Genomic DNA, 15,338 nt, shown 5'->3' with positions numbered 1-15,338 from the left:
GTACAAATCCCTTCCGGCTCCTGCTCGTTGGCTGCCCTGGCCGGAGTAGAGGAAGACGGGTCGGGTGTTGTCGGGGGTGGCGGTGTTGGTGGTGAGGGTGGGGTGGGGTCGGCCGTCGGCGAGGGCGGTGAGGGCGTCGTGGGCCTGGTCGGGGTCGTGCAGGACGAGGGCGGCGCGGTGGTCGAAGGCGGTGCGGGTGGTGGCGAGGGCGTGGGCGATGTCGCCGGGGTGGGCGTCCTTGGTGTGGGTGGCGAGGCGGCGGGCCTGGTCGCGTAGGGCGTTCGGGGTGCGGGCGGAGAGCTGCCACACGTGGGGGCCGTCGGTGTCCTCGCGGGGCGGGGAGGTGATGGCTTCGGGCTGTTCGAGGATCACGTGGGCGTTGGTGCCGCTGATGCCGAAGGAGGAGACGGCGGCGCGGCGGGGGCGTCCGGTGTCGGGCCATTGGCGGTGGTCGGCGAGGAGTTCGACGTGGCCGGCCTGCCAGTCGACGTGGTGGGAGGGCTGGTCGAGGTGGAGGGTGCGGGGGATCTCGCCGTGCCGGAACGCTTCGATGATCTTGATGATGCCGGCGACGCCGGCGGCGGCCTGGGTGTGTCCGAGGTTGGACTTGACCGAGCCGAGGTAGAGGGGGAGTTCGCGGTCCTGGCCGTAGGTGGCGAGGATGGCCTGGGCCTCGATCGGGTCGCCGAGGGTGGTGCCGGTGCCGTGGGCCTCGACGAGGTCGACCTGGTCGGGGGTGAGGCCGGCGTTGGCCAGGGCCTGGCGGATCACCCGCTGCTGCGAGGGCCCGTTCGGCGCGGTCAGCTGGCTGCTGGTCCCGTCCTGGTTGACGGCGGAACCGCGCAGCACCGCCAGCACCGGATGCCCGTTGCGCCGGGCGTCGGAGAGCCGTTCCAGGACCAGCAGGCCCGCGCCCTCCGCCCATCCGGTGCCGTCGGCCGCGTCCGCGAAGGGCTTGCAGCGGCCGTCCGGCGCCAGGCCCCGCTGCCGGCTGAACTCCACGAAGGTGCCCGGTGTGGCCATCACCGTCACCCCGCCCGCGAGCGCCAGCGTGGATTCGCCGGACCGCAGCGACTGGGCCGCGTAGTGCACGGCGACCAGCGAGGACGAGCAGGCCGTGTCCACCGTCACCGCCGGACCCTCCAGGCCCAGCGTGTACGAGACGCGCCCGGTGGCGACGCTGCCCGCGCTGCCGTTGCCGATCCAGCCCTCGAAGCCCTCGGGAGCCGGGTTGAGACGGGCCCCGTAGTCCGAGTACATGACGCCCGCGAAGACGGCCGTCCGCGAGCCGCGCAGCGAGACCGGGTCGATGCCGGTCCGCTCGATCGCCTCCCACGCCGTCTCCAGCAGCAGCCGCTGCTGCGGGTCGGTGGCCAGCGCCTCGCGCGGGCCGATCCCGAAGAACGCGGCGTCGAAGTCCCCCGCGCCGTACAGGAATCCGCCCTCGCGCGCGTAGGCGGTGCCCGGGTGGTCCGGGTCCGGGTGGTAGAGGTTCTCCAGGTCCCACCCCCGGTCGGTGGGGAACGGGCCGACGGCGTCGACGCCGTCCGCGACCAGCCGCCACAGGTCCTCCGGGGACGCGACCCCGCCCGGGTAGCGGCAGGCCGCTCCGACGATGGCGATCGGTTCGTCCCGGTCGGCCTCCAACTTCGCCACCCGCTGGTTCGCCCGCTGCAGGTCGGCGGTGACCCGCTTGAGGTAGTCGCGGAGCTTCTCCTCGTTCGCCATGGGGCGGTTCCATCCTTCGGTTCGGGCAGCGGTGAGCGGTGAGCAGGTGGGTGAGCGGTGAGCGGGCAACGAAAGAAGCAGGCGGAGCAGGCGGGGGACGGGCGCTCAGCCCGCCCGGCGGGCGCGCAGCCGGGCCAGCCGCCACAGCGCGCCGAACAGCGCGCGCCGCGGATCGCGGACGCCGCGCATCCGCAGGATCGAGAGCACCGCCCACAGCGGCGTCTCCGCGGCGTGCCGGGGCGAGCCGTGGACGTCGTCGTTGACCAGCAGCGAGAGCCGCCGGACCTGTCGGCGCAGCAGCGCCACCTCCTCGGCGGGCACGATCTCGTCGCGCCCGCTGACCAGGTAGGCGAGCGGGATGTCGAGGGCGGCCAGCTCGTCCTCGCTCAGCGCCCAGTCGCGGATGTGCGGGCCCAGGTCGGCGGGCTTGACGGCGGAGAGGTGGGCGAGGGTGTCGACGGTGATCCGGGGCAGCTGCTGCTGCCAGGCCTCGTCGGTGAAGAAGTGGTGGAGCGGGGCTCCGGCGGTCACGATGCCGCGCAGCCGCCGGTCGTCGAGGGCGGCGCGCAGCGCGAGGTGTCCGCTGAAACTGAGCGCCACGGCGTAGCTCTGCGCCGTCCGGGCCCGGTCGTCGACGGCGTCCAGCAGGGCCGGGAACAGCCGGTGGCTGTCGGGGCCGTAGACGAGGGTGTTGCCGCCGATGCCGGGGAGTTCGGTGACCAACCCGGCCATGCCGAGCCGGGCGACCTGCAGCAGGACCGGCGCCCACTGCTCCTTGGTGCTGACGATGCCGCCGGAGAACAGCAGCAGCGGCTTGGGGTCGCGGGCGGAGAGCCCGGCGGTCCAGGCGCGGACGGTGCCGGCCGGGGTGTCCACCGTGAGCGGTTCGATGACGGGTGCCTCCGCCTGCCGCCACCGCTCGAAGGCGGCGGCGGCCCGGTCGGCGCCCTCCTGCCGGGCCGGGCCGTCCACGTACGGGAAACGGGCGGTGGTGAAGTGCCGGACGGCGGCCTGGAGTTGGCCCGCCTTCTCGGCCTGCTCACCGGCCCGGACCCACTCCCGGGCCCAGGAGCCGTCGCCGTCGCCGTCGTCGTGGATCCGGTCGAGGATCAGCCGCCGCTCGGTGTCGGGGATGCGCTGGGCGCGGGCGTGCACCTCGATGTACTGCTTGAGCTCGCCGACGTCGTTCACCGGGCCGCCACCGCGCTCTCGGCGTCGGCGGCCTCGTACGCGGGGTACTCCTCCAGCGCCTCCTTGATGCCGCCGAGCACCTCGGCGGCCTCGGCGCCGTCGATCACCCGGTGGTCGAAGGTGAGGTTGAGCCGCAGGACGGGGGCCACCTCCGGCCGGCCGTCGCGGGCGACCACCCGGTCCGCGACCCGGCCGACGCCGATCGTCACCGTGGTGCCGCCGACCGAGTGGAAGCCGTCCACCGGGGCGTGGCCGAGCGAGCTGACGGCGAAGGTGCCGATCCGCTCGGCCCGGCGCCGCAGCGGCCGCACACTGGCCCGGTAGGCGAGCAGGCCGAGCAGCGGGTGGAGCTTGTGCAGGGCGCGGACCGGACCGAACTCGGGCCGCTCGGAGGCGTCTTCACCCCGGTACTGGTCGATCTGGTCCTGGACGGTGGCGAGTTCGGCCTGCTCCAGGCGGGGGACGACGGTGGCGAGTACCACCCGCTGTCCGTCCAACCGCCGGTCGAGGACGAGCTTTCCGGCTACCGAGGGGTAGCGGGCGATCCGGGGGCGCAGCCGCCCGCGGACCGCCGTGTTGGCCTCCGGGTGCCGGGCGAGCGTGCGACCGGCGGCCAGCAGGACGTAGGAGACCAGCGAGTACCGGGTGTTGTCGGCGCGGGCGGCCGCCCGGTGGGCGAGGACCCTGGTCATGTCGACCTCGGTGTCCAGGTGTACCGGGGCGAACGAGCGGATCTCGTCCAGGAAGTAGAGGGTGTGCCGCCGCTGCCGGGCGGGCGGGCCGACCTGCGGGCCGGCGGTGGGGGGTGTGGACGTCATCTGCTCAGGCTCCTTCGAGGGCGAAGCCGGCCTTGATCCACTTGCTGGACTCCACCGCGATCGCCAGGGCCCGTTCACCGGGGGCGAGTTGCGGCAGGAGCTGCTCCAACTGGAGGAAGGGCAGGCCGTTTCCGTTGTTTCCGGTGCTGGTGACCACGCTGATCTCGGCGGCCGAGGTGTTCCCGAGCAGCTCGCTGATCCGGCGGGTCATCCGGCCGGAGAGCTGCGGCGGCAGCAGGTAGTTCAGCCCGTCGGGCTTCCAGTCCAGGCGCTCCAGCAGCTCCCGGTAGATCTCCTCGGCGAGCACGGGCACCCGGGCCTCGATGGCCTTGTAGTCCTCGCTGACGGCGGGCGTGCCGGCGTCGCGGTCGTTGGGGCCGAACCAGGCGAGGGTCTGGCCGGGGGCCTGGCCGAGGCCGACCAGCCGGGTGAAGACGTCCCGGACCACCGGCGCGCCGGGGACCGGGGCGGTGGAGAGCACGACCGCACCCGCGCCGTCGCCGAACAGCATGGCGTTGACCAGCTGTTCGGGCGGCAGGGCGGAGACGTCGGCGGCGAGGTCGAAGGCCCGGGAGCAGACGTCGCCGCCGATGACCAGCACGGTGTGGTGCTCGCCGGCCAGGAGCAGCTGGCGGCCGAGGGCGATGGCCTGGAACGCGCCGGTGCAGCCGGACTGGAGCTGGAAGGTCGGTACCTGGTCGAGGCCGAGCCGGTCGGCGACGATGTTGACGGTGCCGGGCATCAGCAGGTCGGGCGTCGCGGTGCCCAGGACGAGGGCGTCGACGTCCCCGGCGGCCAGGCCCGCCTCGGCCAGCGCGCGGACGGCCGCGGTGGTGGCGAGATCCGCCAGGGAGTGGGTGAGCGTGCCGCGTTCGAGGTCCAGCGCGAGGTGCCGGGTGCGGGTGCCGACGAAGACGTCCACCCACTCGGCCCACTGCTCGCTCTGGCCGAACCGCCGGGCCAGCGCCAGGTTGTCCACGGGCGCGCCCGGGAGGGCGGTGCCGACCGACAGGACGCGGACGTCGCGGGCGTCGGCGGGTGCGGGGCGTGCGGGGAGTGCCACGACCGGGCCTCTCTGCTGCGGGAACAGGACGTGGCATCCGGCCGCCCGGCCGGGTCGGCCGCTCGACCTGGCCGGCCCGGTCGAGCCGGGGGCGCCGGATGCCCGCCGGATCCCCCGCCGGGGGCGTGGCGGGGATCCGGCACCCTCAGCCTGGGTCGGTCGGCTAAATCTGCCCTAAGTGGTCGGCTCCGGAAGTCCTTCGGGGGTTGATCACGCTGTCGGCGCGACGGAGGATTCCCCCTGGTGATCGGCTGTGCGCCGGTCGACCCCGGCCGGCAGACCGCCGTCCTCGCCGCCTAGTCCGGGGACCGGCCGGTCGAGCGTGAGAGCGGGTTGGGCGCCGTCCCCACGCCTTGGAACGCCCTGGCCGGTAATGCGTGGCGAGTGGTGGACGGCCGGTGCCAGGATGGCCGGATGCCGACGTTTCCTGCTCCGGACGGAACCCGCCTCGCCTACCGCGTCGTGGGGGAGGGCGATCCGCTGATCTGTCTCCCCGGAGGCCCGATGCAGGCCTCCGCCTACCTCGGTGACCTGGGCGGCCTGCCGACTGCCGCAGGGCGTTCCCTCGTGCTGCTCGACCTGCGTGGCACGGGGGAGTCCGAGACCCCGGCCGACCCGTCGAGCTACCGCGTCGACCGGCAGGTGGACGACGTCGAAGCGCTCCGGGCCCACCTCGGACTGGAGCGGATCGAGGTGCTGGCCCACTCCGCCGCCGGCGACCTGACGCTGCTCTACGCCGGCCGGTATCCGCAGCGGATCCGGTCGCTGGTGCTGGTGGCCGCCCGGGCCCGGGCGGCCGACATCGGGTTCCCGCCCGGGGGATGGCGCGAGGCGTTCGCGCTGCGTGGCGGCGAGCCCTGGTACGACGAGGCGGTGCCCGCCTTCGAGCGGGCGATGGCCGGGGACGCGACCGAGGACGACCGGCGGTTCCTGGACCGCCTCACCTACGGCCGCTGGGACGCGGCGGCGCAGGCCCACGCCGCCTTGGGCGAGGACGGTCACAACGAGGAGGCCGCTCACGCCTACCCCGGCCCGGGCGCGTTCGACGACGCGGACGCGGTGCGCGAGGTGCTGGCCGAGCTCGACGCGCCGGTGCTGGTGCTCGCGGGCGAGCTGGACCCGTCCCCCCGTCCGGACAAGGCTGCGGAGGTCGCGGCGCTGTTCCCGCGCGGGGAGTTCGTCGTCCAGCCGGGCGCCGCGCACGTCCCGTGGCTGGACGACCCGGAGTTCTTCGTCCGGACCGTCGGCGAATTCCTGAGCCGGAGCGACGTGTAGTGGTCGGCGCCGGAGCCGGCCCCCGAAGGACTCAAGGAGCCGACCACTAAGCCGTCGCGTAAGCCGGGCCGCCTCCCGCGGCGGTGCGTCGGCCTACTGGCCGAGCAGGCGGGCGAAGTCGTTCCCGAGGGAGCCGAGCACGGGCAGCGCGCCGAGGTCGGTGATCCCGCCGACGGGGATGCTGTAGCCCTGGTTCGCGGCCCTGGGCGCCGGGTGGGCGGCGGCGCCGGTGGCGGGCAGCAGGGCGGCGCAGAGGACCGCGGCGGTGAGGGCGGTGCGAAGCATGGTGCGCATGGGGCCTCCGGGAGGGTGTGGGACGTGCCCTGTCAACGCCCCGCCGCCCGGTGCGGTCACGTATGGTCCAACCTTTGGCGGCATTGGTAAAGTTTCCTACCTTGTGTTCATGACAACACATCAAAGGTCTGGACCCCGCTGGCGGCCCTGCCGTACGTTGCGGCTCCGGGCGGGTCCGACCTTGCTCGAACTACGCTGCACCGACTGCTACTTGGCGTCGGCACCGACCCGTTCCCGGTCCTGTCAGCCGCACCGAACCGGAGGGGACCATGCGAGTCGCCCAGCACCTCACCATCCTGGCCGGAGCCCCGCTCGCCGCTGTCGCACTCCTCGCCCTGGGCGCGGGCACCGCCGCCGCCGCGATACCGGTCAACAAGCCGATGACCGGCAAGGCGACCTACTACAACGACGCCGGATTCGGCGCCTGCGGTACGCGGATCAACGCCGCCACCCAGCTGCTGGTGGCCGTCTCGCACGCCTGGTGGACCACCGCCAACCCCAACAACGACCCGGTCTGCAAGGGCATTTCGGTCAAGGTCAGCTACCAGGGCAAGACCGTCACCGTGCCGGTCAGGGACCAGTGTCCGTCCTGCGACTCCACCCACATCGACCTCAGCCAGCCGGCCTTCGCCAAGCTCGCCCCGCTGGGCCGGGGCGTCATCAACGGGCTCACCTGGCAGTTCGTCAGGACCGGCCTCGCCGGCCAGGCGATCCCGCTCTCGGAGCCCGTCACCGGCTCGACGATCGGCTAGGCCCTGCCCGAGGAGGCCCGGGGCGTGTCCGGGCGCTCCGCCCGGTCGGTGACGGCGAGGGGCGGGGCGCCCTGACAGGGTGCAGCGGGCGGCGGGCGGTTCCTGGCACTGTGTCCGTGGTCGGCCGCTCGGGATGGCGGATAGCGTCCTGGCAGATCATGGAGCGAAGGGAGATTCCGGTGAGCCGCAGCGAGCTTCCGGCCGTCAACGGTGGGGTCTCCTTCTGGTACGCCCGGACCGGGCTGCCGGACCCCCGGCCAGCGCCGACGGGGGACCTGGACGTCGACGTCTGCATCGTCGGCGGCGGCTACACCGGGCTCTGGACCGCCTACTACCTGAAGAAGGCCGACCCCGGCCTGCGGGTGGCCCTGCTGGAGGGGCGGTTCTGCGGGTACGGGGCGTCCGGGCGCAACGGCGGCTGGCTGTACAACGGGTTCGCCGGGCGGAGCGCGTTCGCCCGCCGCCACGGGCGGGAGCGGGCCGCCGCGATGCAGCGGGTGATGGACGAGGCGGTCGGCGAGGTTGCCGGTACCGCCGCCGCCGAGGGCATCGACGCGGACCTCGTCCAGGGCGGGGTGCTGGAGGTGGCCCGGACGCCGGCGCAGCTGCTGCGGCTGCGGGAGTTCGCGGCGACGGAGCAGGGCTTCGGGGCGGAGCGGGTCGAGCTGCTGTCGGCCGCGCAGACCGCCGACCGGATCCGGGTGGCCGGGGCGCTCGGCGGCGCCTGGACCCCGTACGGCGCCCGGATCCAGCCCGCGAAGCTGGCCCAGGGCCTGGCCCGGGTGGTGGCGGCGCTCGGGGTGCGGATCCACGAGGGGACGCCGGTCACCGAGATGCTCCCCGGCGCGCCCGGCCGGCGCCCCCGGGCCGTCACCCCGTACGGGACCGTCACCGCCGACCACGTGCTGCGGGCGACCGAGGGCTTCACCGCGGGGCTGCGCGGCGAGAAGCGGACCTGGCTGCCGATGAACTCGGCCATGATCGCCACCGAACCGCTGCCGGCCTCGTTCTGGGCGGAGACCGGCTGGGCCGGCCGCGAGGTGCTGGGCGACTTCGCGCACGCCTACATGTACGCCCAGCGCACCGCCGACGACCGGATCGCGCTCGGCGGGCGCGGGGTCCCGTACCGCTACGGCTCGCGCACGGACTCCGACGGCACCACCCAGCAGGCCACCGTCCGCCAGCTGTGCGAGATCCTGGACCGCTTCTTCCCGGGTGCCGCCGGTGCGCGGATCGACCACGCCTGGGCCGGCGTCCTCGGGGTGCCCCGGGACTGGTGCGCGACCGTGGAGCTGGACCGGGCCACCGGCCTCGGCTGGGCGGGCGGCTACGTCGGCAGCGGGGTCACCACCGCCAACCTGGCCGGCCGTACCCTGCGCGACCTCGTCCTCGGCCGGGACACCGAGCTCACCCGGCTGCCCTGGGTCGGCCACACCGTCCGCCGCTGGGAGCCGGAGCCCCTGCGCTGGCTCGGCGTGCACGCCCTGTACGCCGTCTACCACGCGGCCGACCGGCAGGAGGCGGGCGGCCGTGCCACCACCTCGCCGCTCGCCCGCCTCGCGGACCGGATCTCCGGCCGGTGACCCCGACCTGCTGGTGACCGCGCCCGGCCTCGGGCCTGGCGGCGGGTGGTGACGCAGGGAGGGACAGGCCCCTCGCGCAACCGTGCGCCCCGCGACCGCCCCGCCCGTCCGGCCCCGCCCACTGGCACGACCGCCCGCCGCACCGCACGGTGGAGCGGGCGGCCGTGCCGGTGGCAGGGCCTGACGGGCAGAGGGGTGGTCGTGGTGCGAAGGCGGAGATCCGTTCTGGTCGGCCTGGTCGTACTCATGCTGTGCGGAGTGACGGGGGCGACGGGCTCGGCGCAGGCCGCCCGGCCGGGGGGACCGGTCGTCGTGGTGGACCAGGCGTCCCGCCGGATCCTCGTCCTGCAGAGCGCGGGGGAGCTGATGCGCTACCAGGGGCCGGACCGCCTCCCGGTGGTGTGGTCCTGGAGCGCGGACCGGGAGCCCGGGCTGGCGGACCTCGGACCCGCCCGGAGCTGGTCGATGCCGGACGAGGCCAAGAGCCGGGTCCGCCAGGGCCGCCGCTACCTGCTGACCACCGCCTCCGGCGGCCTGGCGGCCGTGGTGGACACCGCGACCGGCACGCCGTACTGGGCCGTCGACACCGGGAGCGGCGCCAACCCGCACAGCCTGGAGCTGCTCCCGGACGGCAATGTGGCGGTCGCCGCCAGCGGCGGCGGCTGGATCCGGCTCTACACCGCCTCGCAGGGACCGCGCAGCACCGTGCACGCCGTCTACCCGCTCCCCGGCGCCCACGGCGTGCACTGGGACGGGCGCACCGGGCTGCTCTGGGCCCTCGGCGACCACGTGCTGACCGCCCTGCGGGTGGGCGGCACGGCGGCCGCGCCGGTGCTCACGCCCGTCCGGACCGTCCCGCTGCCGGAGGCCGGCGGCCACGACCTGGCGCCGGTGCTGGCCGCGCCCGGCCGGTTCTGGGTGAGCACGGCCGCGCACCTGTGGCGGTTCGACCCGGCGGCGGACCGGTTCGACCCCGTCCGGTTCGCCACCGAGGGCGCGGCGCGGGACATCAAGAGCATCGGCGACGAGCCCGGCACCGGTCGGCTGCTCACCACCGCCCCCGACCACGCCGGGCCCTGCACCTGGTGCACCTCCGTGCTGACCCTCCACCGCCCGGAGGGCACCCGCCTGCTGACCGGCGCACACCTCTACAAGGCGCGCTGGTGGACGGGCCGCTCCGGCTGACCGCTTCGCCGACCGCTCCGCCGAGTACTTCGCCGAGCACTTCGCCGGCCGGTCAGTCCGGCAGCGCCGCCAGCAGCTGTCGGGTGTACGGGTGCTGCGGATCGGCGAACAGCCGCTCCACCGGGCCCTCCTCCACCACCTCGCCGTCCTTCATCACCAGCACCCGGTCACTGGTGTGCCGGATCACGCCGAGGTCGTGCGAGATGAAGAGGACCGAGACGCCCGTCCGCTCGCGCACCTCGGCGAGCAGGTCGAGCACCTGGGCCTGGACCGAGACGTCCAGTGCCGACACCGGTTCGTCGCAGACCAGCACCTCCGGTTCGACCGCCAGCGCCCGCGCGATCGCGACCCGCTGGCGCTGGCCGCCGGACAGCTCGCGCGGCCGGCGCCCGAGCAGGTCCGGGCCGAGGCCGACCAGCCGCAGCGCCTCGGCGATCTCCGCCCGCCGGCGCCGCGCCGCCCGCCGCCCGGGCGCGCCGAGGGCCTCGCCGACCAGCCGCTCGACCGTCCAGCGCGGGTCGAAGGCGCTCAGCGTGTCCTGCTGGACGAGCTGCACCCGCCGCCGGTCGCCGGGGCCGCCGGGCCAGGGCTCGCCCAGCAGGGTGACCGTCCCGGCGTCCGGGCGCAGCCGGCCCATGGCCATCAGCGCCACCGTGGTCTTGCCGGAGCCGGACTCGCCGAGGACGCCGAGCACCTCTCCCGCCCGCAGCTCCAGCGAGACGCCGCGCACCGCCCGGTGCACCGTCCCGTCCGGCCGCCGGTAGGACTTGACGAGGCCTTCGGCGGCCAGCACCGCCTTCCCCGCGCCGACCGACCCGTCCACGCAATCACCCACGGAATCACCCGCGGCCCCGCCCGGGCCCGCCGTCCGGGCGGCGGGCGCCGGCCACGGCTCCTCCGGCCGCCGGCAGCGGATCACCCGATCGCCGGGCAGTGCCACCGCGGGCGGCGCGGCCTCCCGGCAGGCGTCCTCCGCCAGCGGGCAGTGCACCGCGTACCGGCAGCCGTCCCCGCCGACCGCCACCACCGGCAGGTCGCGCGGGCGCAGCGAGAGCCGGGTGCCGCGCGGGTGCCGGCCGGGGACGGCGGCCAGCAGCTCCCGGGTGTACGGGTGGGCGGGGGAGCGCAGCACCTGTTCGGCCGGGCCCTCCTCGACGAAGACGCCGCCGAACATCACCGCGATCCGGTCCGCCAGCCGGGCCACCACCGACAGGTCGTGGCTGATCAGCAGGAGCGCGGCGCCCTCGGCCTTCTTCTGCGCGAGCAGGTCCAGGATCCTGGCCTGCACGGTGACGTCCAGCGCGGTGGTCGGCTCGTCGGCGACCAGGACGGCCGGGTCGGCGGCGACGGCGGAGGCGATCAGCGCGCGCTGGCGCTGGCCGCCGGACAGCTCGTGCGGGTACTGCCGGGCCCGGACCTCCGGTTCGGGGACGCCCGCCTGGGCGAGCAGTTCGACGGCCCGGTCCGGGCGCTGCGCCGAGGCGACCAGGCGGTGGTTGGCCAGCACCTCCGTCACCTCGGCGCCGATCCGGCGCAGCGGGTCGAGGGAGACCAGGGCGTCCTGGAGGACGAGGCCGACCCGGCGGCCCCGTACGTCGCGCCAGCCGCGGTCGTCGAGTGCGGTGAGGTCGAGGCCGTCCAGTTCCAGCCGGTCGGCGCGGACGGTGGCGCCGGGGCCGGTGAGGCCGAGCAGGGTCCGCGCGGTGACGGACTTCCCGGAGCCGGACTCGCCGACCACGGCGAGGCAGCGGCCGGGGTGCAGGGCGAAGCCGACGCCCCGGACGACCTCCTCGGCGCGGCCGCGGCCGAAGGCCACCCGCAGGTTCTCGGCGACGAGCACCGGTCCCGGGGCGTCCTCGGCCGTGGCGGCCGCCGGCGCGGTGTCCTCCTCAGTGACGGCCATGGCCGTTCCTTCCCTCCAGGCGGCGTTGCAGGTCCCGTCCCACGACGGTCAGCGCGGCGGCCGTCAGCAGCACGGCCACCCCGGGGCCGAGGGCGAGCGCCCAGGCGTCCTCGAACTGTCCGCGCCCCTCGGCGAGCATCGAGCCCCACTCCGGGTCCGGCGGCTGCGGGCCGAGGCCGAGGAAGCTGAGCGAGGAGCCGGCGATCACCGCGCCGGCGATGCCGAGCGTGGCGAAGACCACCAGCGGCGGCAGCGCGTTGGGCACCACGTGCCGCAGGTGGGCGGCCCAGCGGCGCTGGCCGAAGCCGACGGCGCTGTGCACGTAGTCGGCCCGGCCGACCACCAGGGCCTGGGCCCGGGCGAGCCGGACGAAGCCCGGCAGGGCGGAGAGGCCGATCGCCAGCGTGGCGTGGCCGGTGCCGGGGCCGAGCAGGGCGATCACCAGCAGGGCGAGCAGCAGGCCGGGGAAGGCCAGCAGGATGTCGGTCAGCCGCATCAGGACCTCGTCGACGACGCCCCGCGCCATCGCGGCCAGGACGCCGAGCAGCGAGCCCGCGCCGAGGGCGATCCCGGTGGCGCCGAGGCCGACGGTGAGCGAGTCGCGGGTGCCGTGCACCAGGCGGCTGTACACGTCGCGGCCCAACTGGTCGGTGCCCAGCAGGTGTTCGCTGCCGGGTGGGGCGAGCGCGTTGATCGGGTCGACGGCGTTCGGCGGCTGTCCGGCGAGCAGACCGGGCCAGAGGGCGGCCACCGCGAGCAGGGCCAGCACCGTCCAGGCGAGGGCCGGTCCGAGCGGGACGGCGCGCAGGGTCCTGCGGACGGGTACGACGGCGGGCAGGGTCATCCGGAGGCCTCCTTGAGCCGGGGGTCGGCGACCGCGTAGAGCACGTCGACCAGCAGGTTGACCAGGGTGAACACGACGGCCGAGACCACCACCACGCCGGTGACCACCGGCAGGTCGCGGGTCGAGATGGCGGAGGCGGCGATCCGGCCGATGCCCTGGCGGCTGAAGACGGTCTCCACCACGACGGCGCCGCTGAGCAGCGAGCCGACCGTCCACCCGGAGAGCGTCAGCAGCGGCACGAGGGTGTGCCGCAGCGAGTGCCGCAGCCGCAGCGCCGTCTCGCCGGAGCCGCGGGCCCGGGCGCTGAGCGCGTACGGCTCCTCCAGCGAGCGCTCCATCGACTCGCGCAGGACCTGGGTGAACACGCCGAGCATCGGCAGCGCGAGCGTCACGCCGGGCAGCACCAGACCGTCCAGTCCGCCGCCGTCCACGGCCGGGAACAGCTGCCACTGGAAGGAGAACAGCGTCAGCAGCACGATCCCCGCCCAGAACGCGGGCGTGGAGCTGAGCACCAGTTCGACGGCGGAGGAGGCGCGGCGCAGCAGCGGCCGCCGGCCGGCGGTGGCGACGGCCAGCAGCACGGAGCCGAGCGCGGCCAGCAGGAACCCGGTGAGGGCGAGGGCGACGGTCGCCCCGGCCTGTCCGCCGAGCAGCTCCGAGACGGGTTGCGACAGCTGGTAGGACTGACCGAGGTCGCCCTGCAGCAGGCGGAGCAGGAAGCGGCCGTACTGGACGATCAGCGGCTCGTCGAGGCCGAGGTCGGCGCGCACCCGGGCGGCGGTCTCCGGGGTGACCTCGTGACTGCCGACGATCAGCTGGACCGGGTCGCCGGGCGCCAGCCAGAGCCCGGCGAACGCGGCGGTGGCCGCGCCGAGGACCACCACGACGGCCAGCGCCAGGCGCCGCACCACCCAGTGGCGCAGCACCCGGCGGCCCGGCAGCCCGCGCCGCGGCGGCGAACCGTCGGGGCCTCGGCTCACTTCGCCGCCAGCCAGGCGTCGTAGAACTGCGGGAAGGCGGCCGCGTCGAAGCCGATGCCCTGGGCCCGGGAGGTGGCGCCGAGCGCGGTGACCGGCACGTAGAGCGGGATCTCCAGGGTGTGGTCGACGATGTACTTCTGCGCCTGCGCGTACGCCTTGCCGCGGACCGCCGGGTCGCTGCTGGCGGCGCCCTGGTCGAGCCAGCCGTCCAGCTGCGGGTCGGAGATCTTGAACAGGTTGGAGCCGCCGCCGGCCGCGGTGGAGGCGGAGCCGAAGTAGTGCCGCAGGATGTCGGCCTCGGGGCGGACGAAGCTGAAGCCGAGGATGTCGGCGGTGCCGCTCACCGCGCTCTTGGCGAAGGTGCCCGGGTCCTGGTTGAGGTACTGCAGGTCGATGCCGGCCTTCTTGGCATCGGCCTGGATGCCCTGGGCGAGCAGGTCGCGGTTGTCCCGGGCCAGGTAGGCGGAGGTCGGCCAGGTGACGGTGAGCCGCTTGCCGTCCTTGGTGCGGTAGCCGTCGGCGTCGCGGGCGGTCCAGCCCGCCTCGTCGAGCAGCTTGCCGGCGGCGGCCGGGTCGTAGGGCGACGTGCCCTCGACGGCCTTCTCGTAGTGGACGGTGGTCGGGCCGAGCGGGCCCTGGGCGCGTCGGCGGGTGTCGTGGTAGACGGACTTGACCAGGGCGTCGAGCTGGAGCGAGCGGGCGAGCGCGGTGCGCACCTTCTCGTCGGCCAGGACGCCGGTCACCGGGTTGAGGAACAGGGCGTAGACCTGGCCCGGCGCCTCCTGCTGGAGCACCTGGAAGCCCTTGGCGGCCTTCAGGTCGGCGATCTTCGCCGGGGAGGTGTTCCCGGCGACCTCGATCTGGCCGCTCCTCAACTGCCCCTGGCGGACGGACTCCTCGGGGACGATCTGGAAGACCAGCTTCTCCAGGTGCGCCGCCCCGGTGTGCGTCGCGCCCTCCGGTCCCCAGGCGTAGCCGGTGTTGCGCTTGAGGGTCAGGCTGCTGTTCTTCTCCCAGGAGACGAAGGAGAACGGGCCCGAGCCGACCGGCTTGCGGCACAGGTCGGCGGCGTTGTCGGTGAGCGACTTGGGGGACTGGATGCCCAGGTACGGGGTGCTGAGCGCCTGCAGCAGGGCGGCCCGGGGCTTGGCGAGGGTGAGCACGACCGTGGCCGGATCGGGGGCGGTCGCCCCGGTGAAGCCCTCCAACAGGCCTGCCGCGTAGAGGGACTTGGTGGCCGGGTTGACGGCGTGCTCCAGGGTGGCCTTGACGGCGGCCGCGTCCAGTGGGGTGCCGTCGTGGAAGGTGACACCGGAGCGCAGGTGGAAGGTGTACGTCAGGCCGTCCGGCGCCACCTCCCAGCTGCTGGCCAGCCAGGGGTGGAACTTCCCGGCGGAGTCGAGCCGGACGAGCGAGTCGAAGACGTTCCGGTCCACCACGCCGGTGATGTCCGCCGGGCTCACCGCGGGGTCGAGGCAGTCCGGCTCGACCTCCGCCGCGAACCGCAGGGTGCCGCCGTCCACCGGGGTGCCGCCGCTCGCGGCCGCCCCTGCCGCACCGCCGCCGCCCCCGGACGACCCGCACGCGGCCGTCGCCACCAGGACGGCGGCCGCCAGGGCCACCGGCCCCAGCACGCGGGCGCGGTTGCGGTGCGGTCTCGGGGGGAGGCGGTCGGCGGCGTGCTGCTGCGGCGCGGTGATGTGCACGGGGAACTCCAGCGCG

Annotated in this window: 12 protein-coding genes and 1 pseudogene; 4 read left to right on the top strand and 9 right to left on the bottom strand. The window is 75.1% G+C overall.

The window, feature by feature from the left end:
- From ACGFZP_RS33540 to ACGFZP_RS33525, 4 genes and pseudogenes are all read right to left on the bottom strand, one after another.
- Positions 1-1,728, bottom strand: a pseudogene (locus ACGFZP_RS33540) (type I polyketide synthase); the annotation flags it as partial.
- Between the two features lie 105 nt (positions 1,729-1,833).
- Entirely contained in the window at positions 1,834-2,919 is a 1,086-nt protein-coding gene (locus ACGFZP_RS33535; protein WP_392940165.1) for an alpha/beta hydrolase, read from the bottom strand.
- A complete protein-coding gene (locus ACGFZP_RS33530) occupies positions 2,916-3,737 on the bottom strand; it encodes a 2-oxo acid dehydrogenase subunit E2 (RefSeq protein WP_392940163.1) in 822 nt (273 codons plus the stop codon). The genes ACGFZP_RS33535 and ACGFZP_RS33530 overlap by 4 nt, the downstream gene beginning before the upstream one ends.
- 4 nt (positions 3,738-3,741) lie before the next feature.
- Positions 3,742-4,800, bottom strand: a complete 1,059-nt coding sequence (locus ACGFZP_RS33525; RefSeq protein WP_392940161.1) for a 3-oxoacyl-ACP synthase III family protein — start codon at positions 4,798-4,800, stop codon at positions 3,742-3,744.
- A 414-nt stretch (positions 4,801-5,214) separates the two neighbouring features.
- On the opposite strand from ACGFZP_RS33525, the gene ACGFZP_RS33520 reads away from it, so the two are divergent.
- Positions 5,215-6,075 (top strand): alpha/beta fold hydrolase, encoded by an 861-nt coding sequence (locus ACGFZP_RS33520; RefSeq protein ID WP_392940159.1) that lies wholly within the window; start codon positions 5,215-5,217, stop codon positions 6,073-6,075.
- A gap of 93 nt (positions 6,076-6,168) precedes the next feature.
- Here ACGFZP_RS33520 and ACGFZP_RS33515 read toward each other — a convergent pair whose 3' ends face one another.
- The gene (locus ACGFZP_RS33515) at positions 6,169-6,369 is read right to left on the bottom strand and encodes a hypothetical protein (RefSeq protein ID WP_392940157.1); all 201 of its coding nucleotides are present in this window, start codon (positions 6,367-6,369) and stop codon (positions 6,169-6,171) included.
- A gap of 269 nt (positions 6,370-6,638) precedes the next feature.
- On the opposite strand from ACGFZP_RS33515, the gene ACGFZP_RS33510 reads away from it, so the two are divergent.
- From ACGFZP_RS33510 to ACGFZP_RS33500, 3 genes are all read left to right on the top strand, one after another.
- Complete coding sequence (locus ACGFZP_RS33510) at positions 6,639-7,121, top strand: cysteine/serine endopeptidase inhibitor (protein ID WP_392940155.1); 483 nt, start codon at positions 6,639-6,641, stop codon at positions 7,119-7,121.
- 158 nt (positions 7,122-7,279) lie between these two features.
- Complete coding sequence (locus ACGFZP_RS33505) at positions 7,280-8,704, top strand: NAD(P)/FAD-dependent oxidoreductase (protein ID WP_392940153.1); 1,425 nt, start codon at positions 7,280-7,282, stop codon at positions 8,702-8,704.
- Between the two features lie 258 nt (positions 8,705-8,962).
- The gene (locus ACGFZP_RS33500; RefSeq protein ID WP_392940151.1) at positions 8,963-9,889 is read left to right on the top strand and encodes a DUF6528 family protein; all 927 of its coding nucleotides are present in this window, start codon (positions 8,963-8,965) and stop codon (positions 9,887-9,889) included.
- Between the two features lie 52 nt (positions 9,890-9,941).
- Here ACGFZP_RS33500 and ACGFZP_RS33495 read toward each other — a convergent pair whose 3' ends face one another.
- From ACGFZP_RS33495 to ACGFZP_RS33480, 4 genes are read right to left on the bottom strand one after another with little or no spacing between them, the layout of a single operon-like run.
- Positions 9,942-11,792, bottom strand: coding sequence for a dipeptide ABC transporter ATP-binding protein (locus ACGFZP_RS33495; RefSeq protein WP_392940149.1), 1,851 nt, complete (start codon positions 11,790-11,792; stop codon positions 9,942-9,944).
- Positions 11,779-12,636: an ABC transporter permease gene (locus tag ACGFZP_RS33490; protein WP_392940147.1), complete on the bottom strand. Its 858-nt coding sequence runs from the start codon at positions 12,634-12,636 to the stop codon at positions 11,779-11,781. Before ACGFZP_RS33490 ends, ACGFZP_RS33495 begins: the two co-directional genes overlap by 14 nt.
- Complete coding sequence (locus ACGFZP_RS33485) at positions 12,633-13,616, bottom strand: ABC transporter permease (RefSeq protein WP_392940145.1); 984 nt, start codon at positions 13,614-13,616, stop codon at positions 12,633-12,635. Before ACGFZP_RS33485 ends, ACGFZP_RS33490 begins: the two co-directional genes overlap by 4 nt.
- A complete protein-coding gene (locus tag ACGFZP_RS33480; protein WP_392940144.1) occupies positions 13,613-15,322 on the bottom strand; it encodes an ABC transporter substrate-binding protein in 1,710 nt (569 codons plus the stop codon). Before ACGFZP_RS33480 ends, ACGFZP_RS33485 begins: the two co-directional genes overlap by 4 nt.
- Positions 15,323-15,338: the final 16 nt, after the last annotated feature.

Source organism: Kitasatospora sp. NPDC048239 (assembly GCF_043202015.1).
In the GTDB taxonomy this organism is placed as follows: Bacteria; Actinomycetota; Actinomycetes; order Streptomycetales; family Streptomycetaceae; genus Kitasatospora.
The sequence above is the reverse complement of the archived record's forward strand: the minus strand, read 5'-3'. Positions and strand labels throughout refer to the sequence as shown.

What these genes read in the sequence shown, in the direction of transcription:
- ACGFZP_RS33530 (WP_392940163.1), bottom strand. Translation starts at nt 3,737, where the DNA reads ATGACGTCCACACCCCCCACCGCCGGCCCGCAGGTCGGCCCGCCCGCC.
- ACGFZP_RS33520 (WP_392940159.1), top strand. Translation starts at nt 5,215, where the DNA reads ATGCCGACGTTTCCTGCTCCGGACGGAACCCGCCTCGCCTACCGCGTC.
- ACGFZP_RS33515 (WP_392940157.1), bottom strand. Translation starts at nt 6,369, where the DNA reads ATGCGCACCATGCTTCGCACCGCCCTCACCGCCGCGGTCCTCTGCGCC.
- ACGFZP_RS33510 (WP_392940155.1), top strand. Translation starts at nt 6,639, where the DNA reads ATGCGAGTCGCCCAGCACCTCACCATCCTGGCCGGAGCCCCGCTCGCC.
- ACGFZP_RS33505 (WP_392940153.1), top strand. Translation starts at nt 7,280, where the DNA reads ATGGAGCGAAGGGAGATTCCGGTGAGCCGCAGCGAGCTTCCGGCCGTC.
- ACGFZP_RS33495 (WP_392940149.1), bottom strand. Translation starts at nt 11,792, where the DNA reads ATGGCCGTCACTGAGGAGGACACCGCGCCGGCGGCCGCCACGGCCGAG.
- ACGFZP_RS33490 (WP_392940147.1), bottom strand. Translation starts at nt 12,636, where the DNA reads ATGACCCTGCCCGCCGTCGTACCCGTCCGCAGGACCCTGCGCGCCGTC.